This window comes from Micromonospora sp. NPDC049836, assembly GCF_044465125.1.
Lineage (GTDB): Bacteria > Actinomycetota > Actinomycetes > Mycobacteriales > Micromonosporaceae > Micromonospora.
The window spans coordinates 298,250-318,518 of sequence record NZ_JBITLH010000009.1 but is presented as its reverse complement, the minus strand read 5'-3'; the positions used below and the strand labels follow the sequence as shown (position 1 = coordinate 318,518).

The 20,269-nt window shown below is 70.6% G+C and carries 15 protein-coding genes; 6 read left to right on the top strand and 9 right to left on the bottom strand.

Features of this window, described 5'->3' with window-relative positions:
• The 3 genes from ACIBPB_RS24455 to ACIBPB_RS24445 all read right to left on the bottom strand — a co-directional run.
• Positions 1 to 598, bottom strand: a 598-nt coding sequence (locus tag ACIBPB_RS24455; RefSeq protein WP_396841816.1) for a helix-turn-helix domain-containing protein, incomplete at its 3' end; no start/stop codon positions are given.
• A 204-nt stretch (positions 599 to 802) separates the two neighbouring features.
• Positions 803 to 2,542: a PQQ-dependent sugar dehydrogenase gene (locus tag ACIBPB_RS24450; protein WP_396841799.1), complete on the bottom strand. Its 1,740-nt coding sequence runs from the start codon at positions 2,540 to 2,542 to the stop codon at positions 803 to 805.
• A gap of 27 nt (positions 2,543 to 2,569) precedes the next feature.
• The gene (locus ACIBPB_RS24445; protein ID WP_396841798.1) at positions 2,570 to 3,523 is read right to left on the bottom strand and encodes an SMP-30/gluconolactonase/LRE family protein; all 954 of its coding nucleotides are present in this window, start codon (positions 3,521 to 3,523) and stop codon (positions 2,570 to 2,572) included.
• Positions 3,524 to 4,280: 757 nt separating this feature from the next.
• Between ACIBPB_RS24445 and ACIBPB_RS24440 the strand changes: the two genes are divergently transcribed.
• Positions 4,281 to 4,412, top strand: a complete 132-nt coding sequence (locus ACIBPB_RS24440; protein WP_357324439.1) for a hypothetical protein — start codon at positions 4,281 to 4,283, stop codon at positions 4,410 to 4,412.
• Positions 4,413 to 4,692: 280 nt separating this feature from the next.
• Here ACIBPB_RS24440 and ACIBPB_RS24435 read toward each other — a convergent pair whose 3' ends face one another.
• The gene (locus tag ACIBPB_RS24435) at positions 4,693 to 7,167 is read right to left on the bottom strand and encodes an FtsX-like permease family protein (protein WP_396841797.1); all 2,475 of its coding nucleotides are present in this window, start codon (positions 7,165 to 7,167) and stop codon (positions 4,693 to 4,695) included.
• Positions 7,161 to 7,898, bottom strand: a complete 738-nt coding sequence (locus ACIBPB_RS24430) for an ABC transporter ATP-binding protein (protein ID WP_396841796.1) — start codon at positions 7,896 to 7,898, stop codon at positions 7,161 to 7,163. The genes ACIBPB_RS24435 and ACIBPB_RS24430 overlap by 7 nt, the downstream gene beginning before the upstream one ends.
• A 269-nt stretch (positions 7,899 to 8,167) precedes the next feature.
• On the opposite strand from ACIBPB_RS24430, the gene ACIBPB_RS24425 reads away from it, so the two are divergent.
• The 4 genes from ACIBPB_RS24425 to ACIBPB_RS24410 all read left to right on the top strand — a co-directional run bounded on the left by ACIBPB_RS24425 (position 8,168) and on the right by ACIBPB_RS24410 (position 12,589).
• Positions 8,168 to 9,457, top strand: coding sequence for a sensor histidine kinase (locus tag ACIBPB_RS24425; protein ID WP_396841795.1), 1,290 nt, complete (start codon positions 8,168 to 8,170; stop codon positions 9,455 to 9,457).
• Positions 9,430 to 10,089, top strand: coding sequence for a response regulator (locus ACIBPB_RS24420; RefSeq protein ID WP_396841794.1), 660 nt, complete (start codon positions 9,430 to 9,432; stop codon positions 10,087 to 10,089). Before ACIBPB_RS24425 ends, ACIBPB_RS24420 begins: the two co-directional genes overlap by 28 nt.
• 156 nt (positions 10,090 to 10,245) lie before the next feature.
• Complete coding sequence (locus tag ACIBPB_RS24415; RefSeq protein WP_396841793.1) at positions 10,246 to 11,889, top strand: sensor histidine kinase; 1,644 nt, start codon at positions 10,246 to 10,248, stop codon at positions 11,887 to 11,889.
• 40 nt (positions 11,890 to 11,929) lie between these two features.
• A complete protein-coding gene (locus ACIBPB_RS24410) occupies positions 11,930 to 12,589 on the top strand; it encodes a response regulator (protein ID WP_396841815.1) in 660 nt (219 codons plus the stop codon).
• A 141-nt stretch (positions 12,590 to 12,730) separates the two neighbouring features.
• Here ACIBPB_RS24410 and ACIBPB_RS24405 read toward each other — a convergent pair whose 3' ends face one another.
• From ACIBPB_RS24405 to ACIBPB_RS24395, 3 genes are all read right to left on the bottom strand, one after another.
• Positions 12,731 to 15,277: an ABC transporter permease gene (locus ACIBPB_RS24405; protein WP_396841792.1), complete on the bottom strand. Its 2,547-nt coding sequence runs from the start codon at positions 15,275 to 15,277 to the stop codon at positions 12,731 to 12,733.
• 438 nt (positions 15,278 to 15,715) lie between these two features.
• Positions 15,716 to 17,242 carry an RICIN domain-containing protein gene (locus tag ACIBPB_RS24400; protein ID WP_396841791.1) on the bottom strand — a complete coding sequence of 509 codons (1,527 nt, stop codon included), beginning with the start codon at positions 17,240 to 17,242 and terminating at the stop codon, positions 15,716 to 15,718.
• A 379-nt stretch (positions 17,243 to 17,621) separates the two neighbouring features.
• Positions 17,622 to 18,293 carry a CGNR zinc finger domain-containing protein gene (locus ACIBPB_RS24395; protein WP_396841814.1) on the bottom strand — a complete coding sequence of 224 codons (672 nt, stop codon included), beginning with the start codon at positions 18,291 to 18,293 and terminating at the stop codon, positions 17,622 to 17,624.
• 98 nt (positions 18,294 to 18,391) lie between these two features.
• On the opposite strand from ACIBPB_RS24395, the gene ACIBPB_RS24390 reads away from it, so the two are divergent.
• Entirely contained in the window at positions 18,392 to 19,558 is a 1,167-nt protein-coding gene (locus tag ACIBPB_RS24390) for an MFS transporter (protein ID WP_396841790.1), read from the top strand.
• Between the two features lie 68 nt (positions 19,559 to 19,626).
• Here ACIBPB_RS24390 and ACIBPB_RS24385 read toward each other — a convergent pair whose 3' ends face one another.
• A complete protein-coding gene (locus tag ACIBPB_RS24385) occupies positions 19,627 to 20,208 on the bottom strand; it encodes a dihydrofolate reductase family protein (protein WP_396841789.1) in 582 nt (193 codons plus the stop codon).
• Positions 20,209 to 20,269: the final 61 nt, after the last annotated feature.

The window sequence follows — 20,269 nt, the reverse complement described above, 5'->3', positions numbered from 1 at the left end:
CGACCCGGGAATGGTCATCGACGACGGTGTGCACGAACGCAGTCCCGACCCGCGGTTCCCAACGGTGATTTCGAGTGCCGGTGCGGCGGGCGGTGGCCTCCCGGTTCCGTTCGCCCTGGACCCGGCCGACGTAGCGCCACCCACCGCCATCAGGGATCTGGCCGAGCTTTTTGACGTCGACGTGCAGCATCGCGCCGGCGTGGTCGTGTTCGTAGCGGCGCACGGGTTCGCCGGTGCGCCGATCGATGTGTGACAGCCGGTTCACCCGGCAACGGGCCAGCACCGCGTGCACGGTCGAGGCGGGCATGCCGAGGCGGCCGGCGATCTGCACCGGCCCGAGGCGGTGCTTCCACCGCAGGTGCACGACCTTGCGGACCACCGGTTGCGGCGTGCGAGCAGGGCTGTGGTGTGGCCGGGACGACCGGTCGACCATCCCACCGGCGCCGAGCTCGACGTAGCGCACCGCCCACCGTTTCGCCGTCGGCCACGACACGTCATAGCGCTCCGCCGCCCGGGCGACCGGCCACCCCTGATCCACGATCAGACGCGCCAGGCGAAGACGTGCACGAGGAGTCAGAGCGGCGTTAGCGTGGGACACGAAGGCCTCCTGGTTGGCGGAGCGGTTCCTAGACAGCTCCACTCCACAACCGGAGGCCTTCGTCATCACGTCTATCTACGTCGTGTCGGCACACGACCTCAACCAATGTCCCTGGGCAGTACACCTAGCCCGGACCGCTCGGAGGGTGCCCGCGCGACGCGGACACCCTCCGAGGGCTGGCGGTGCCGGATTCCCGGCTCGTCCTCAGCTCGTGGGGCCGGACGCCGCCCCACCGAGGGTCACCTTGAGGATCTTCTCGTTGCTGTTGTTCGGGGTGCTGTCCTTGTCCCCGCCGGTGCTCGTGGTCAGCCACAGGTTGCCGTCGAGGGTCGGTTCGACGGTGCGCAGCCGGAAGTACGTCCCGACGAAGTACTGCTGGATGTTGGTGAGCGTGTTGCCGCTGATCTCCGCACGGTACATCCGGTTGCCGCGCAGGCAGGCGATGTAGAGCACGTCCCGGACGATCGCGATGCCGCTGCACGAGGCCTCGGCCACCGGGTACGTCCGGATCGGAGCCCTGAAGTTCGGGTTGGCGCAGTCGCCGGAGGTGCCCTCGCAGGCGGGCCAGCCGTAGTTGCCGCCCTTGACGATGATGTTGGTCTCGTCCATGACGTTGTTGCCGAACTCCTGCTCGAAGAGCCGACCCTGGGAGTCGAAGGCGAGTCCCTGCGGGTTGCGGTGGCCGTAGCTCCACACGTAGTTGCCGAAGGGGTTGTCCGCCGGCACGGTGCCGTCGGGGTTGAGCCGCAGCACCTTGCCGCCCAGGTTGTTGGTGTCCTGGGCCACGTCCGGGTCCTGTCCGTCGCCGGCGGCGGCGTAGAGCTTGCCGTCGGGGCCGAAGCGCAGCCGGCCGCCGTTGTGGTACTTGTTGCGCGGGATTCCCGTGACGAGCACCTGCTCGGTGCCGGTTTGCAGCGTGCCGTCGTAGCGGATGCGCACGATCCGGTTGTCGGTCGTGGTGGTGTGGTAGATGTACAGCCAGCGGTCGGTGGTGAAGTTGGCCGAGACGGCCAGCCCGAGCACGCCGCCCTCGCCGTTGGTGCCGGCCACGTTCGGCACGGTGCCGATGCTGTGCTTGTCGGTGCCGTCCGGGTTCATGGCGACGATGTCGAACAGGTCGCGCCGGCCGTAGAGGACCGTGCCGTCGGGCAGTTGCACCAGGCCCCAGGGCAGGTCCTTCTCGGTGGTGATCACCGCGGCGCCGCAGACCGGGCTCGTGCAGCCCGAGCCGGTGTGCGCGGTGACCGCGGCGCTCGCCCCCGAGACACTGCCCTGGGCGTCCCCGGCGGTCACCGTGTACCGGTAGTCGGTGTCGGGCGTCAGCCCGGTGTCGGTGAACGTGGTCGCCGGCGGGTTGCTGGCGGTGCCGGTGGTGGAGCCGACCGCCGTACCGTTGCGCAGGATGGTGTAGCGGGTGACCGCGACGTTGTCGGTGGAGGCCGACCAGGTGAGGGTCACATCCGTGCCGTTGACCGTCGCGGCCAGGTTGGTCGGCGTGCTGGGCGGAGACGTGTCCTGCTGGCAGAACGGCGGGGTGACCGAGAGCGTGGAGCTGGCCTGCGAGACGTTGCCGGCGGCGTCGCGGGCATTGACGTACCAGCCCCAGGTGACGCCCTGCACGACGCTGAGCGTGGCGGTCAGCGTCCGTCCCGAGACCGAGGTGACGAGCTGGCCGTCGTGGTAGATGTCGTAGAAGGCGACGCCGACGTTGTCCCAGGAGGCGTACCAGGAGAGCGTGACCGACTGGCAGGTCAGCCGGGTGCTGCGCAGGCCGGCCGGCCGGGTGGGCGGGCTGGTGTCGGCGGCGAGCCGGGCCGCTGGCCGGCTCCCGGTCGCCGGTGCGGCCGGCGCGGCGTTTGCGGGTACGCCGGTCAGGATGGTGCCGGCGCAGATCAGCAGGGCGAGCGGGACGCGGTGTGGGAGCTGGTGGGGAGTGATCCGCACGGTGCTTTTCCTTCCCGGGGTTCTTGGTCAGTACGGGTAGCCGGGGACGTTGAGTCGCACGCTGTACAGGCCGGAGTCGTTCGTTCGGCCGGAGGTGATGTAGAGGGTCTGCCGGTCGGGTCCGCCGAACGCCACGTTGGTGGTGCCGGTGCCGCCGGAGCGGATCGTGCCGAGCTGCGCGCCGGCGGGCGAGTAGACGTGGATCAGCCCGTCCGAGCCGGAGGCCCAGTACACGTTGCCGGCGCAGTCGATGGTCACCCCGTCGGGACCGCCGAGGTAGTTCACGAAGACGCTGCGGGCGCCGGTGCTGCCGTCGGGCTGGACGACGTACTTGTAGATCTTGTTCTCGGCGTAGGCGCCCACGTAGAGCGTGCTGCCGTCCGGGGAGAGCGCGATGCCGTTGGGTTGCCGCAGCCGGTCGTCCACCAGCGACACCTGGACGCCGGAGACGCGGAAGACGCTGGTACGTCCGCTCATCTGGTCGGGTCGGTTGCCGCGCTGGAAGTTGGGGTCGGTGAAGTAGACGACACCGTCGGAACGAACCGTGACGTCGTTGGGAGAGTTGAACGCCCGGCCCTGGTAGTCGGCGGCGACGGTGCTGCGGGCCTGGTCGCTCAGCCGGTATGCGGAGACGTTCCGCTGGTCGTGGGTGGCGGCGATGATCTGCTGGGCGTCGGGGCTGAGCGCCAGGCCGTTGCTGCCGGCGTTGGCGATGAAGGTGTCGAAGGTCGCCGGCGGGGTGAACCGGCGGATCGTGGAGGGCTGCACGTTGTTCGGCCCGGTGCCCGGGGCCATGTCGGACATCAGCAGGTAGCCGCCGTCGGCGATCCAGACCGGTCCTTCGAGGAACGAGAACCCGCCCTGGATCTTCGTCGCGGACACGGAGCTGGCCGGCAGGGGCGGGCCGTACCCGGTGCCGCCCGGGCAGACCCCGGGGGGCGCGCCGGGTGGGCCGGCGAGCGGGCTGGCGTTAACGTTCACATGAGCGGCTCCCTGAGGTGGCGGGAGTGCGGGTGCGGCACCGGCGGGGCCTGGTGCGGTGGTGAGTGCGAGGCACAGGCCGGTGAGTGCGGCGATGGTTGGACGCCAGGTCATCGGGTACTCCAATCGGGGTCGGTGAATGCGAGGCCCGTGATCGCCAGTGAACTGGGCCCGGCCACCAACGCCTGTTATCGATAACAATCGATGCCTATGGCGCAGCTTAGGCGAGGAAGCAGCGCCCCGCATCAGTTCCCCACGATCACCTTCGGCACCTGCCCCGAAGACACCCGATGACCTGGCCGGGTGACCGGGTTGAGCACGGACACTCCGTACCCCTTCGTGGCGACCGCCCGCGACGGGGCCGGCAACGCGTCCGCGGCCTCGCCCGGCGTGACCGTGCGGACCGCGATTGCGGCCACCGTCGACCAGGTACCAAGCGCCACGGCCTCGCGCGCCACCGCGGCACTCGATCGCAGACTGCGCAAGGCAAGTAGCGATGTCCCAGATCATGCGTGCCGGGTCTGCCACGCCTGACCCGCTGGACGCGATCAGGGCTCCTCCGTCCCAGTTTGACGCGCGCCTCGGTAGGGAAAGTTCGCGGACACCTCGATGAAGGAGGGTGTATGGAGACGTCCGCTAGCGTCGGACGCAGTTATCGACAGCCGAGACGGCCATGTGTGGCGGCGCCTGCTGCAGCGCCAACCGCGAGGGGGCGAGCCTAATGGCTCGCGTCGGTCGCTACGGGATCCCAGGGTTCGTGTGGTTCCTGATCTGGCTCGTCGTCTGCATCTTGATCGTCATCCTGCTGGCCCTGCTCGTTCACCACTTCGGAGGCGCCTCTCTGTCGCTCAAGCTCGGCCACTTCTACCTGAACGTCGGCGTCACCTGACCTGCCACCTCGTCGACGCTCCGGCGTCGGTACCACCCAGGCCGTGTTAGCCGTCACCTTCGGTGACGGCTAACACGGCCTGAAGTGCCATGCGGCATCGGCGTACGGCTCGGCGACCCGCGGTGGCGGAGTCGGTCGGGATTCCGGCAGCTGAGACTCGAATCCCACCGCCAATCCTCTGGTCAGGACTCCCTGTCCGGTCGCCTCGTCAGCGGGCTCGAAGAAGTCACCGGGGCAGCGAGACTTGTGTGAGCTTCAAGGTGTGTCCTCAGCGCGGCGCTCATTCGCGGGCGCCGGCCAGCTCCACCGGGCGCGTGCGTAGGGCAGCGATCGCGGGCAGCACGGAAGCGACGACCGCCACCACCGCGCACGCCCCCAGCGTATTGGCGAGGGTCCGCCAGGGGAGGACCACGGTGGACCGGACCGACAGCGCGGCCAGCGAGCCCCAGATGCCGAGCACGTTGAACGCCGTCACGATCGTGCCGAGCACCGCGCCGACCACCACGACCGTCAGCGCCTCGACGCCGACCAAGACGAGGACCTGTCGCTTCGTCGCGCCGGCGAGCCGCAGCACCGCGAGGTCGCGTACCCGGTCCGAGGTGGCCATCACCATCGTGTTGCCCAGCGCGATGCCGGTGTAGGTCAGTGCTATGCCGAGGACCACCAGGTAGCCGACGCGGGTCTGGCGGCTGTTGCTCGGGTACTGCGACTGGATCCAGTCCGTCCGGCTCTGCACTTCCGCCCCGGTCGGCTCCAGGACGGCTCGCACCGCCGCGGCACCGGCGATCGCGTCGGCCCCGACGGCCCACGTGACGTCCAGCCGGTCCGGTGCCACCGCGGGGGCGTTATGGGGGGTCACGAAGACGCCGTTGTTGCCGGTACCCGCGGCGACGACGGCGACGATCCGCAGCGATGCCTTCGTGCCGTCGCCGAGCCAGACGTCGACCCGCTCGCCGACGGTGCGCTGCGTCCACTCGTCGTTGACGACGATGCTGTTGTCGTCGAGGTCGGCCAGGTCGCCGGACCGCACCGGCAGCGTGCGGGCGACTGCGAGGTCGTGGGGATCAACGGCGTGCGCCTCCGAGCGGATCAGGGCGGTACCCTCCTCCAGGGTGTAAATGGCGGTGGTGGCGCTGGCCGTCACCGTGGCGCCCGGCACTTGCCGGACCTGCGCGATCGTACGGCTGTCGAAGCCCCCGGCCGCGTCGTCCGCCTGCACGATCAGGTCGGCGCGGGTCTGGTCGCCGATTTCGGCCGCCTTCGCCTCGTTGATGGTCGCCGTAGCCCCCAGCAGCGAGCCGGCCAGCGCCACGGTCACCAGCACCGGGGCGGCGATCGCCGCGGTACGCCGGACCCCGGCGGCGGCGTTCTCCCGCACCAGCATGCCGGTGGCGCCGGGCAGTTGGGCGGGAAGCCAGGCGAGCAGCCGGGTGAGCGGCCGAACGAGGATCGGCGCGAGCAGCGCCACCGCGGTGATCAGCAGCATCGGCTGGGTGGTGTACGTCTTGCGGTGCAGCGCGTCGGCGGGGTCGGACAGCATCCGCCACAAGGCCATGCCGAGCCCGGTGGCGAGCAGTCCGGCACCGAAGACCCAGCGCCCGCACGTCATCGCCTTGCTGTCCACCGACGCCTCTCGCAGCGCCTCGACGGGACGGATGCGCCCGGCCCGGACCGTCGCCACCGTGACGCCGGCCAGCGCCACCAGCAGGCCGGTCCAAAAGGCCACATGGTACGGCCACGAATGGGCGCCAACGGTGAACCACGGCGGCGCGAGCCGTTCGTCGACGAGCAGCCTCGCGAGCCAACGTGCGCCGTACGAGCCCAGCGCGCACCCGGCGATCGAGGCGAGTACGCCCACCGCCGCCGCCTCCATGAACATCATGGAGCGGACCTGCCTCGGGGTGGCCCCGGCCGTACGTAGCAACCCGATCTCGCGGCGCCGCTGGGCGACGGCGAAGGCGAACGTGGACGCGACCACGAAGACGGAGACGAACGTGGTGACCCCGCCCGCGGTGCCCAGCAGCGCGTTCATGGCGATGAGGGCGTCCCGGTCGCGGTTGGGCTCCGGGTCGGCCCGATGCCGGTCGTCGCCGGTGAGCACCTGCACGTCAGCGTTGGGACCGACGAGCGTACGCACCACGTCGGGCGCGGCCCGCACGACGAGGTTGTCGATCCGGGGCGACAGCTTCGCCGCCTCGCCGTCGGCGAAGAACATCGCCTCCTCGAAGCGGGCCGGAGCGACCACGCCGGAGACCGTACGGTTGCTCAGCCCTGCCGACGTACGCACCGGCAGCGCCTTGCCGACCAGCGACGGGTCGCCGGCCAGGACGACCTCGCCGGGCCTGCGCGGCTCGTGCCCGGCGGTCAGCCGGTACCCGCCGAAGGCGGCGATCGACCACGGATGCCCGACGAGGCTGTCACCGTCGCCCGTGGCCACCCGGACCGGGAACGACCGGTCGGCGATCGTGGGCACCTTCGCGGCGAGCACCGTGGCGATCCGGGGCGCGACGCCCCGCGGCTGCGCGAGCGGCTGAGTGCGGTCGCCGGTCGGGGAGTGCACTCGCAGCTCGTCGGCGCTGCGCACCACCACCGGCGCGGCGGCGAAGCGCTCCGACTTCTGCTCCGGAGCGTCCAGCGTCGAGGCGAGCCCGAGGCCCATGGTGGCGATCAGGGCCACGCCCAGCGCCAGTGCGACGAACGTGCCGACCAGCGTCACCCAGCGGGTCCGCAGCGTGCCGAGGGTCACGGTCAGCACGAGATGGTCTCCATCTGGGTCATGCGGGCCGCGACGGCCACGGCGGTCGGCGACTCCAACTCGCCGTTGAGATGGCCGTCGGCGAGGAAGACGACGCGGTCGGCGTACGACGCGGCGACCGGGTCGTGGGTGACCATGACGAGGGTCTGCCGCTGCTCGTCCACCATCTTCCGCAGCATCGTGAGCACCTCGCCGCTGGTGGTGGAGTCCAGTGCGCCGGTGGGCTCGTCTCCGAAGAGCACCTCGGGGCGGGTGATCAGCGCCCGGGCGATGGCAACCCGCTGCTGCTGCCCGCCGGACATCTCACCGGGGCGGTGCTTGGCGCGGTCGGCCAGCCCCACCTGGGCCAGGGCGTCCTGCACCTGGGAGCGGCCCGGCCGCCGCCCGGCCAGGCGTAACGGCAGCGCCACGTTCTGCTCGGCCGTCAGGGCCGGCAGAAGGTTGAAGGACTGGAACACGAAGCCAACGCGCTCGCGGCGCAGCAGGGTCAGCCCGGTCTCGTTGAGCGTCGTCAGGTCCGTCTCGCCGAGCAGCACCGAACCGGAGGTCGGGCGGTCGAGGCCGGCCGCGCACTGCAGCAGGGTCGACTTGCCCGAACCGGAGGGGCCCATGACGGCGGTGAAGGTGCCCTCGGAGAAGGACAGCGAGAGATCGTTCAGAGCGGTCACCGCTCCGTCGCCCGCGCTGTAGGCACGGGTGACGGAGCGGAGTCGGATCGCGTCACGGGTCATGGTTCAACGTTGGTGTACGGCGAGGGCTCGCACAGCCTCGCGGGAGCGAGTCTTTGCGGTAGTGCCAGCGATACCCGGCCAGGGGATCGAGCTGCGCAGACCGATGCGAACGTCGGCTCCCGGTGCCGGGCCGGCGGCCGCTCGAGCTCGCCGTTGAGCGCCGCCAGTACGTGGGGGGCAGCAGGTCTTGTTGGTAACGCAGGCACCACCTTCCCCGGTCGCGGGCTGCTGGCTGGAAACGCCATCGCGCGCCGCCTACGGTTGTCCGGGTGAGCGCGCAAAATGTGTGGCAGGCCTTGGCCCGGCCCGGCTTTCTGCGGTCCGGCTGGCCTCTGCGCTCGGTGGGATATCTGATCACCAGTGGGTTGACGGGATTGCTGACGCTGGTCGTCGCCCTGCTTCTGCTCTCGGTCGGCGGGCTGCTGGCGGTGGTGGTCGTCGGCATCCCACTGCTCGGCGCGATCGCTCTGCTGGGCGTGCCCGTGGCCGGCATCGAGCGCCGGTCGTTGCGGATGATCGACGCCCGGCCGGTGCCGGACGGGCACCGGACCCCGCCGCGCCCGGGCCTCGCCTCGTGGCTGCGGACCCGGTTCACCGAGCCGGTCACGTGGCGCGAGCTGGGATTCGCCGCGCTACTCATGGTGGTGCTCTGGCCGATCGACCTGTTCGCCGTGATCCTGGGGGTGACCGTGCCGCTCGCGTTGCTCGCCACCCCGTTCCTGCTTGCCACCGTGGGCGAAGGACAGCAGGTGAACGTGCTGAAGGCGTACCCGGTCACCTCCTGGCCGGCCGCCTTCGCCAGCTGTGCCGCGGGGCTCGTCGCTGTGGTCGCGTGTGCTTACGGGCTGGGTCTGCTGGCCGGTTCCCGCGGCGCGCTGGCCAGGGTCCTCATCACCTCGCCGGTCAGTCAGCTGGGCGACCGGATCACCGAGCTCACCCGCTCCAGGGTCCGCCTGGTCGACGCGTTCGAGGCCGAGCGTGGGCGCATCGAGCGGGATCTGCACGACGGCGCACAGCAACGCCTCGTGGCGCTCACGATTATGCTCGGCGTCGCCCGGCTTGACGCGCCGGCCGGCCCGCTGGCAGAGCAGTTGACCCGCGCGCATGACGAGGCCGGCCGGGCTCTCGTCGAGTTGCGCGAACTGATTCGCGGCATCCATCCACCGGTGCTCACCGATTACGGCATCGAGGCGGCGGTCGTCGATCTCGCCGCCCGGTCGGCGATCCCGGTGGATGTCTCACTTGCTCTGCCGCAGCGGTTCTCCCGGCCCATCGAGTCCACGGTCTATTTCGTCGTGTCGGAAGCGCTGTCGAACATGGCGAAGCATTCCGGTGCCAGCCACGGCGAAATCGTCGGCGGCTATTCGCGGGGCCGCCTGGCGGTCACCATTTGCGACGACGGCCGCGGTGGCGCCGACAGCGAGGCGGGGACGGGCCTGCTCGGTCTCGGTGACCGGGTCTCCGTCGTAGGTGGCAGACTGTCGCTGTCCAGCCCGCCGGGTGGACCCACCCGAATAGTTGTGGAGATTTCTTGCCAGCCGCTACCGGACTCCGAATAGTCCTCGCCGAGGACAGCGTTCTGCTGCGGGAGGGGTTGATCGGCCTGATGGCGCGGTTCGGACACCGGGTCGTGGCTGCGGTGTCCGATGCCGACAGCCTGCGCGAGGCGGTGCAGACCCGGAGTCCTGACGTGGTCGTGACCGATGTGCGGATGCCACCAGGATTCAAGGACGAAGGGCTGCGCGCCGCCGTGGAATTGCGCCGCGCCCTCCCCGGGCTGCCGATTATCGTACTTAGTCAATACGTCGAGACGACGTACGCGACCGAACTGCTCAACGTCGGTGACGGAACGAGCATCGGTTACCTGTTGAAGGACCGAATCGGGCAGGTCGAGGAATTTCTCGACGCCCTCGACCGGGTCGTGGGCGGGGGCACCGTCGTCGATCCCGAGGTCGTGCGGCAGCTGCTGCGCCGGCGCCGCAATCCCCTTGAGACCCTCACCGCCCGCGAGCGCGAGGTGCTGGCCCTGGTCGCGGAGGGCCGCTCCAACGCCGCGATCGCCGCGAGACTGGTGGTGACTGAGGCGGCGGTCGCGAAACACATCCGGAACATCCTTCAGAAGCTGGACCTGCCGCAGGCCGAGGAGAACCACCGGCGCGTGCTCGCGGTGCTCACGTTTCTCCGCTCCTGACCCTGACACCGGTCAGACCCCTACAGTCTGTCGACCGATCGCCGTGTCGTAGCGCAACCGGATCGCGCGCTGCGACCTCGTCCGAGCGGCCTTTGTAGCATCAACGGTGTGGAGGAGCCGCGGCCGCGCAGCAGCCGAGCGACGAGCAGAGTCCGCTTGGTCGCGCACCGTCTCCGCACCAGTCCGCGGATCGTCGACACCGTGCTCTACGTCTGCCTGCTCGGTGTGCTGGCCGAGGACGCGAAGAGTCTGGCCTTCCGCCCCTGGGAGTACGTGACGGCGCCGGTCCTCATCGTCGGGGCGGTTACCCTCTCCCGAATCCGGCCGGCCTGGTCACTCGCTCTCGCCGCCCTGTCCGGTACGGCGTGCCTGGTGGACGTCGGCGGCTCTTCGGAGTGGCCGATCGCCCTCATGATCATTATCGGGTACCTGGCCGGGCGTCGGTCGGCCGACCATCGCGGCGCCCTGGTCGGTCTGGGCGGCGCACTGGCCGTCGGTCTGCTGATCGCCCTCCTGACCGGGACGTCGAGCCGCTGGCTGAGTATGGCGCTCACCGTGCTCGGCGCTGCCGCTGTGCCGTGGCTGGCCGGACGCTACCGGCGGTTGCGCGCTGACCTCGCGTACGCCGGTTGGGAACGCGCCCGCCAGCTGCACCGGGAGCAGCGGATCCGCACGGCCGAGGCGCGTACCCGCGAGCGGGCCCGGATCGCCAGGGAGATGCACGACTCGCTCGGCCACGAGCTGAGTCTCATGGCGCTGCAGGCGGGCGCGTTCGAACTCGACGACGGCCTGGACGAGCGGCAGCGCCGTGCCGCCGGCGAGCTGCGGGCCACGGCCGTGGCCGCCACCGAGCACCTGCAGGAGATCACCACTATGCTCCGGGACGGGGAGGAGGTGGCGACCGACGCCGCGGTCCCCACCGTCGCCGACCTCGTCGCCCGAGCGCGTGACCTAGGAGTCCCGATCTCGCTCAGCGAGACCGACGGGACCACCGGCCCGGTCGGCGGTGCCACCACCCCCATCGCGAGCGACCCGCGAGCTTCCGGCCTCACGCCGATGGCTGCGCACGCGCTGCACCGGGTGGTGCAGGAGGCGGTCACGAACGCCACCCGCCATGCGGCCGGGCTCCCGGTGTCCGTTCGGCTCCAGCGCACGGCCGCCGAGTTGACGGTGACGGTCACCAATCCACTGCCGGCGACCTCGGCGCTGGTCGCCGGTCCACATTCCGGCCGGGGCCTGCTCGGCCTCGACGAGCGGCTCCGCCTGGCCGGCGGTACGGTGAGCGCTGGGCCGCGGGACGGCGTCTTTGAGATCAGCGCCCGGCTGCCGATCGGCGCGCGGCCCGCAGCGGTCCGCCGGAGCCTGACCGAGCCGATCGGTGATCGGATGCTTCCGAACCAGGCGGTCCTGACGGCCGGACCGCCGCCTGGGCTGCCGGAGGCGGAGTGGCGCATGCGGCGGAGGCTGATGTCCGCCGCCTGGCTGCCCGCCGCCGCGTTCGGTGCGCTCGGCGCCGTCCTGCTCGGCTACCACCTGCTCACGGTGGCCGACACCGCGCTCGACCCGGCGGACTTCGACCGACTACGGGTGGGGCAGCACCGTGACGAGTTCGCTGGATCGCTGCCCCGGCGCAGCATCAGCAGCGCCCCTCCGGTGCTGATCGAGTCGCCGGTGCCGGCCGACGCGCACTGTGAGTACTATCTGACCAACCGCAATCCGCTGGTCGTTTCCAGTGACATGTTCCGACTCTGCTACACGGGCGACACCCTGGTGACCGTGGACAGGCTCACCCGGTCGTGACGCCGGTGGCGGATCATCCGGAGACGAGCGAGGCGTGCCTGTGATCACCGTCCTGCTGGCCGACGACGAGTTGATGGTCCGGTCCGGCGTCAAGGCGATCCTGTCCACGCAGGACGACATCCAGGTCGTCGCCGAGGCGCAGAACGGTCGGGTCGCTGTCGAGCTGGCCCGTCTCCATCGGCCCACGGTGGCCCTGCTGGACATCCGGATGCCCGGTCTCGACGGGCTGGCCACGGCTGCCCTGCTGCGTGACGACGTGCCGGAGACCAGGGTTGGCCTGCTGACCACGTTCTCGGAGGACGACCTCGTCGCCCGGGCGTTGGACGAGGGCGTCGCGGGCTTCCTGCTCAAGGCCGCCGACCCTCGTGACCTCATCGTCGGCGTCCGCGCGCTGGCCAAGGGTCAGACGCACCTGGCCCCGAAGGTCGTGGAACGACTGATCACCGAGGTCGCCGGCGGTCGCATGGCCCGCGGGATCGCCGCCCGCGAGCGGATCGCCAGCCTCACCCAGCGCGAGGCCCAGATCCTCAGCCTGCTGGTGAAAGGGTTGTCCAACAGCGAGATCGCGGAACGGATACGGCTCGCCGAGGGTACGGTCAAGACCTACGTCAGCACGATCCTGCTCCGCCTGGACGTCAAGAACCGCGTGCAGGCGGCGATCCTCGCCCACGAGGCGGGACTGGTCGGCGACGAGGACTGATCCGCGCGGACCGGATCGCCACCCGGGTTCGCGCAGCCGGACACCCCGTACGGCGCGCGAGCGCGGCCACCGTCGCGCAGGTGCTGCACGTAGGTGTCGGTCGGCTTGGGCCGGACCGCACAGGGTGAACGGTCCGGGCGGCTAGGGCGTGGCGATGGCGCCCAGGACGTCGGTCCGGGCGGCACGCAACGCGGGGAGGATCGCCGCGAACACACCGACCACGCCGGCTCCGGCGAAGTAGATCGCCATCTGCCCCCACGGTACGACGAGTTCGTGGATGCCCTGTTCCTCGAGGCCCTGCACGGCGGCGACGCCGAGTCCGCCTCCGACGACCACGCCGAGCAGTGCGCCGAAGAGCGAGATGATCACCGCCTCCACCACGATCATCATGATCGTCTGCGTCCGGTCCAGGCCGACCGCGCGGAGCAGTCCGATCTCCCTCACCCGCTCGATGGCCGACAGGGCGAGCGTGTTCACCACACCCAGGATGGCGATGACGATGGCGAGACCGAGCAGCAGCTGGATCATCAGCCGGACCTGGTCGAGCGACTCGGTCTGCTGGTCGGCGAAGCTGGACAGGTCCACCACCGAGACTTCCGGATCGTCGGCGAGCAGCGCCTCGATCCGCGGCTTGACCTGATCGACCGGCACCCCGTCGGCGAGCTGCACGTACCCGAGGGAGATCGTTGGGGCGCTGAGGTACTGCGCGGCGTCCGTCGGCAGGGCCATCCCGCCAGGGAGGTCGGATTCCGGGTAGACGGCGGTGACCGTGTAGGTCCGCTGCTGCCCCTTGGCGAACTGGATGGCCACCCGGCTACCCAGCGACAGCCCCAGGTCGTCGGCGTGGTCCTGGTCGACGACGATGTCGCCCGGCCCGAGCCGCCGCGGATCGCCCTGCACCGGGCGCAGGCCGAAGACCTCGGTCAGCGCCGCCAGGTCGTTGATGACGGTCACAAACCGTTGATCGCCGTTGACGAGCGCCTGATCGCGGTAGACCGCGGCCGCCGCGCTCACCCCGGGCAGGGTCGCCACCTGGTCGAAGGCCTCGGGACGTACCCCCGGCTGCTGCAGCCCGGTCTGCTCGCCACGCACCACGAGGTCGGCGCGCAGTGACCCGGATGCCAGACCACGGATGCTCTCCGACGCCGAGCCGAGAACCACGCTGACCGCGGTGATCAAGGCGATACCCACCATGAGCGCAGCCGACGTGATCGCGGTGCGGCGCGGGTTCCGCCCGGCGTTGAGCCGGCCGAGCTTGCCGGGCAGGCTGCCGGCGAACGCCCGGCCGAGCAGCGCCACCGCGGGACGGCTGAGCACGGGCGTGAGCAGCGCGACGCCGATGAACGAGGCGAGCACCCCGAGGAGCACGGCGACCATCGCGCCGGGCACCACGGCGGTGAGGCCCAGGACCAGCAGCACCGCTCCGACACCGGTGATCAGGGCGCCGACCGTCGCCAGCCGGGTCAGCGGACGGTCCGGCCCGGCGGCGTCGCGCATTGCGGCGATCGGCGGTACGCGGGAGGCGCGCAGTGCCGGCACGACCGCGGCGACCACGGTCACCACGACGCCGACTCCGAATGCCGCAGCGACCGCCGCCGGCGGCACGCTCAGCCCGGCCAGAGTCAGGCCGCCGCTGTACCGGCTGACCAGGTACGCGAGCCCGGCGCCGGCACCGACCCCGGTGGCCAGGCCGAGCACCGCGGCGATCAGGCCGATAACCGTCGCCTCCCCCAACACCGACAACAACACCTGCCGACGGCTCGCGCCGATCGAGCGCAGCAGCGCCATCTCCCGGGTGCGTTGGGCGGCGATGATCGAGAAGGTGTTGAGGATCAGGAAGATGCCGACGAACAGCGCGACCGCGGCGAAGCCGAGCAGGATCTGGCTGAAGAACGCCAGCCCGTCGCGGAAGCCAGCGGCAGCTTCGTCGGCGAGCTCCGCACCGGTCTTGACGTCGTAGCCGCCGCCGACTGCCTGCCGCACCCGGTCGCGCAGTTCGGCCGGCTCGACCCCGTCGGCGGCCCGGACGTTCAGGCTGCTGAACACGTCGGAGCTGCCGAGCATCAGGCGTTGCGCGACCGGCTGGGTGAAGGCGACGGACATGGTGCCACCGAGGGAGTCCCGGTCGCCGCTGTACCCGAAGATGCCCACCAGCCGGAAGGAGCGGCGTGGCTCACGCGTCAACACGTCGATCGAGTCGCCCACCGCGAAGTCGCCGACCGCGGCCAGTGAGGCGTTGATGGCGACCTCGTCCGGCGCGCTGGGCCCGCGGCCCTCCCGCAACCGGATCAGCGCGCTCTCCCCGGTCCAGCTCTCGCCGAGCCGAGGGGCCCCGACCGACGGGATGACCTTGCCGTCGCCGCCGACGACCCGGACGCCGTCGACCGAGACGACGCCGGTCACCTGGGCCACGCCGGGCACTGCCGCGACGGTGTCGATGAGCGACGCCGGCACACTCGTCGGCGCTCCACCGCCGTCGACCTCGGAGATCTCCACCTTCGCCCCGCCGGTCACGCCCACATCGGTGTCCGAGTAGATCGAGGAGAACATCGAGTCGAAGGAGCGGCCCAGCGTGTCGGTGAGAACCAACGTTCCGGAAACGAAGGTGACCCCGAGGACGACCGCCATTGCAGACATGGCCAGCCGCAGCTTGCGGCTCAACAAGCTCTTCAGGGTAGCCCGAAACATCAGTCGATCACCGCTGTCCGATCGAGTTGCCGTCGATGTGCGTCCCGATCGGCCCGGCCCGACCTACGCGACCTCAACCTATGCGTGCGCCGTGAGCGCCGCGTCGACAGCGCGGACGACGTCCGACGTGCCGAAAGTGGGGTACGGGATCAGGGGCATCCCTGACACCGACCCGACTGGGTTCGCAATCCTGTCGACCCACCGCGGGGTCCTGGCCTGTTGCACCCTGCGGAACGCTGTCCTACCGCCAGACGGCCGCCGCTGGCTCATCGACCCGCCACTTCAGCGACGTGGTCATCGCCTGACCTCGCGCACCGCCGCCCGCCGCGCATCCGCGGCGGGCGGTGGGCGCGTGACCGGTGGCCGGCGGGCGCGTGACGGTGGCCGGTGGGCCCGCTCGACCCGGCCCGTTGTGCCGGCAGCGGGGGGAGGGGCCCGTCAGACGGCCGTCCGTGACCACTGCTGGTTGGCGCCGGTGTTGCACGTGTACTGCTTGAGGACCACGCCGTCCGCGGTCGAGGAGGCCGGTACGTCCACGCACTTGCCGCTGTGCCGTGCCCGGAGCTGGAAGTAGCTGCCGCTGGCGACCATCTGGAACTGCTGGTTGGTGCCAGTGCCACAGGTGTACTGGATGAGTTCGGCACCGTCGGCGGTGGACGCGCTCACCACGTCGAGGCACTTTCCGCTGTTGCGGCTGATGAGGCGCCAGTAGCCGCTGCCGGCGTCCTGGAACTGCCACTGCTGCCACGCATTGCCGTTGTAGGTGTACTGGCCGACGCGCGCGCCGTTCTCGGTGTTCGGCGCCTGGACGTCCATGGCCTTTCCGCTGTGGCGCACGATGACCCGGTAGAACGTGTCCGTCGACGGCGGCGGCGTCGTGGGGCCGCCGCCGATGGTGTCGCCCCAGGCATAGCGGACCTGGTCGGCGCCGGAGGGGTTGCGGATGGTCAGATTGAGGTCGGTCCCGCCACCGCTGAGCGCGTACATCGAGTACCAGTCGTAGCCGATGGTGCCGGGCTTGCCGCCGAGGGCGGGCCAGTAGGTGCCGCCCATCCGGTTGTCGCGCATGACCTGGGCCATGGCGCGGATGTAACGCACGAAGTTGTCGGTGCTGTTGGCGTCGGCGTAGTTGCGGCCGTCGTTCATGGGCGCGCCGAACTCGGTGGCGACGGCCCGGCCGGCGCAGTTGCCGAGGCGGGTCTGGATGTGGCTCCGGAAGGCGTCGTAGGTCATCGCGCTGTAGAAGAAGGCGTAGTAGTGGAACGAGAGCAGCGTCGAGTTGAAGCGGGTGTCGTTGCAGATGTCCCGCAGGTCCTGGCTGAACCCGGTGCCGCCGATGAGCACCCGGCTGGGCACCGCCGAGTAGTGGTAGCTGAGCCAGTTGGCCGCGACGTTGCGCCACTCCGTCGAGCTGTAGCCGTGCGGCTCGTTCATCGGCTCGAAGTAGACGTTGGGGTTCGAGCCGTACGTGTTGGTCACCGTGGACCACATGGTGTTCCAGGCGGCGAGGTTCGTGATCCTGCCACCGGAGGCGGCGCCGTCCTCCCAGTAGGCCAGGATGACCTTGAACCCTCGGGCGGTGGCGGCGTCGATGGCGCCTCGGTAGGCCTCCCACCAGGCCGTCCCTACCGTGTGGGTGTTGATGGGCAGCCGGACGGTGTTGATCCCCATGGTGGCAGCCATGTCGTCGTAGAGGGCGTTGGCCTTGGCCCGCACCGTCGCGTTGCTGTCGGAGGAGCTCAGGCCCTGCACGACGAGGGGACCGGTGCTGAAGTTGTCACCCAGCACGGCCCAGTTCATGCCGCGGAACTGGTTGGTGGCGGCACTGGCCGGCGACGACATGACGACGACGCCGCCAACCATCGCCGTCAGCGCGGCCACCAGCACGATCAGCAGCCGGCGTAACGCCCGGGTGCTCCGCGGTGGTCCCGCTGCGTGGCACCGCGGCGCCGCGGTCGGTGTCATGAGGTGGTCCATCACGTGATCTAGCCCTTCTGGGTTCGGACATCGGACTGATCGCCGAAGCCGCTGCTGCCCGCGCGGTGGTGCCACGGCCGCAGGTCTTTCCGCGACGGCCATCACTGTTAGCGCTAACATCACGAGCAACGCGCAACCCGGGGCTTCGCGGTCCTGGTGTGGTTGACGTGCCGTCCGAGCGGCTCCGGCGCGTCACGCCGAGGCAGACACATGTTTCTGGGTTGCTGCCTGCGCGTTGCAGACAAGTGTTGGCGATCCCATCTGGAGTGTCAAGGAATCGACAAATGTCATTGCCCATCTGGTCCGTCCCGCCCCATGGGTGGAGGTCGGAGCGAGCACCCGGATCTGGGCGTACCGCGCTGGTGGGCTACGTGGCGTCCGCCGCAGAAGCGGTGGCACCGGTCGGTGCGTCCGAGGGCCGACGGAGCGTTGGGTTGCCGGGCCGCTCCCGAGTGAGCCGGCTGCGCCGTGCGGCGATGTAGCGCCGCATCTTCTCGGCGGTTCCGCAGTCCTCCATGCTGCACCAGCGGCGGCTCCGGTTCTTGCTCTCGTCGTAGAAGACGAAGCTGCACGCCTCGCACCGCTTGAGGCGTTCCATCGTGGCCGTGGTCAGCAGCCCGACCGCCGCGTGCACCACTGGCCGTAGCGGCCGGGCGAGCGAATGGTCGTCCCGCCAGGTCCAGGCGAATCCGCCGTCCTGGTCGAGCCGGGCGTGGGCGAGCGCGTCCGCTTCGTCGTCCCGCAGCCGGTCCAGGGCGGTCGACTCCGGGCTCCGGCGGGCGGCCAACGCCTGGAAAATTTCGTCCAGGTAGTCGCGGGTACGCAGCGCGCGCAGGAAGGTGGCGTCCGCGCCGGCTACGTCGTCGCGGGCGCGTCGGCGGAGGGCTGTCGCCTCGGCGTCGGTGAGATCGGCGGCGTACCCGCCCCAGGCGATCAGCTCGGGATAACCCGTGAGCACGTCGTCGTCCGGAGCGGCGCCGGGCGGGCCAACCCGCGTGTTGACGAAGTCGAGGGCGAGGTTGCCGCCGACCAGACGCATGCGAGTCACTGTTTCCATCAAAACCAACTTTACCAGTTGCGCAATCGCCGGCGCCTTGTTTCCATGAAAGCTCGTTTAGATGGAAACGGGGTTGGCGCATGACACGCGCGATCGGTGCTCTGCTCGGCCTGGCCGGTGGGACGTTCCTGTACGGCACCGCGGAGGGCCTGCCCGTCGGCCTGCTGCTCCCGATGGCCGCTGACCTGGACGTCTCCCCGTCCCAGGTCGGCATGCTGGTTACCGCCTACGGCGCGGTCGTGATGATCGCCTCGGTCCCGCTGACCGTGCTGGCTCGGCGCATCCCGCGCCGGACGTTGCTGTCCGGGCTGCTGGCGGGCTTCGTCGTCAGCAACGCGGCCACGGTGTTCGCCACCACGTTCGCGCAGGCGGTGGCGGCCCGGGTGGCCACCGGGCTGACCCACGCCCTGTTCTGGGCGGTGGTGGTGCCGGCCGCAGCCGAGCTGTTTCGGCCCGGCCTGCGCGGGCGGGTGGTCGCGGTGGTGTTCGCCGGCGGCAACCTCGCGCTGCTCGTCGGCGTACCCGCCGGCACCTGGCTGGGTGAGATGGCCGGCTGGCGGGCGTCGTTCGTGGCGGTGGCCGGACTCGGGGCGGTGGTCCTGGCCGTGGTGGCCACCCTGCTGCCGTCGACGCGGCCCGGCGAGGGGCACGCCACTCACGGCGCGACACCCGACGCCCGACGGTTCTGGCTGCTCGTGGTGATCGCCATCCTGACGACGGCCGGCGCCATCGCCGCCTACACCTATGTCGCGCTGTTCGTCACCGAGGTCACCGGCTTCGCCACCACGTCCGTCGGCGCCATCCTGCTGGCGCGCGGCATGGCGAGCGTGCTCGCCATGCTCGCGATAGCGGCGTTCGTCGACCGCAACCCGTGGCTTGCCCTGACAACGACCGTGGCGCTGCAGACCGTGGCACTGCTCGTCCTGTACGTGTTCGGTCGGCAACCGGTGGCGGCCGTCGGCATGATCGCCCTGTCCGGCATGGCGTTCGCCGCGTTCACCGCGGCGCTGGGCGGTCTGGTGCTCCAGGTGGCGCCCGGTCGCTCCGACGTGGCGGCCGCGACCCTCTCGGCCGCGGTCAACGTCGGCATCACGGTAGGCGCCCTCGCCGGTGGTCTGGCGGTGACCGGGTTCGGCGTGGCGAGCACCGTGGCGGTGGGGGCGGCACTCGGGGCGATCGCCTTGGTGCTGGCCAGCGGCCAACGGGTCAATCCGCGGCGGGAGCAGCGGGCCCTGTCCACCTGGTGAACATCACGTGCGCGCTGGCACGCTTGTCGGCGTTCGCGGTGGACCTCCTCGCCCACCCGCCCAGACCGTCAACGGCGCACCTGATAGCGCAGGTGAAGCACCCGGTTGCCTTGAATCACCACGTCCGGATCCGTCAACAGGTGCTGCGCGTCAACGGATCCGAAGTAGCGCTTGCCGGAGCCGAACACGACGGGTACGACGTCCATGCGTACCTCGTCGACCAGGCCCGCGGCCAGCACCTGGCCACCGACGTCGCCCGCGGCGACCTCGACCAGACGGTCACCCGCGAGCTCCTGCGCCTTGGCCACCGCCGCCTCGACGCCCTCGACGAAGTGAAACGGCGCCTCGGCGTCCCAGCCCTCGGGCGCCGGCCGGTGCGTCACCACGACCACGTGGTCGATCCCGCCCGGCGGCTTCCCGTCCCAGCCGTCCGTGAGATCGAAGACGTGCCGGCCGACGACGGTCACCCCGATCTGGTCCCAGTACGGCCGGGTGTGGTCGTAGGACGCCTGCGACACCTTCACCACGCCGCTGCCGTCCAACGGGACGTCACCGTTGGACAACCACTCGAACAGCGGCCCGGGCTGGTCATTCTGGTCCGCGACGAAGCCGTCCACCGACACCGAGCTGTACATGACCACCTTGCCCACGGGGCTCTCCTCTGGTTCGGGTTCGCCCAAACTAGCGTGTCGTGGCCGGTCCGCTCTTGTA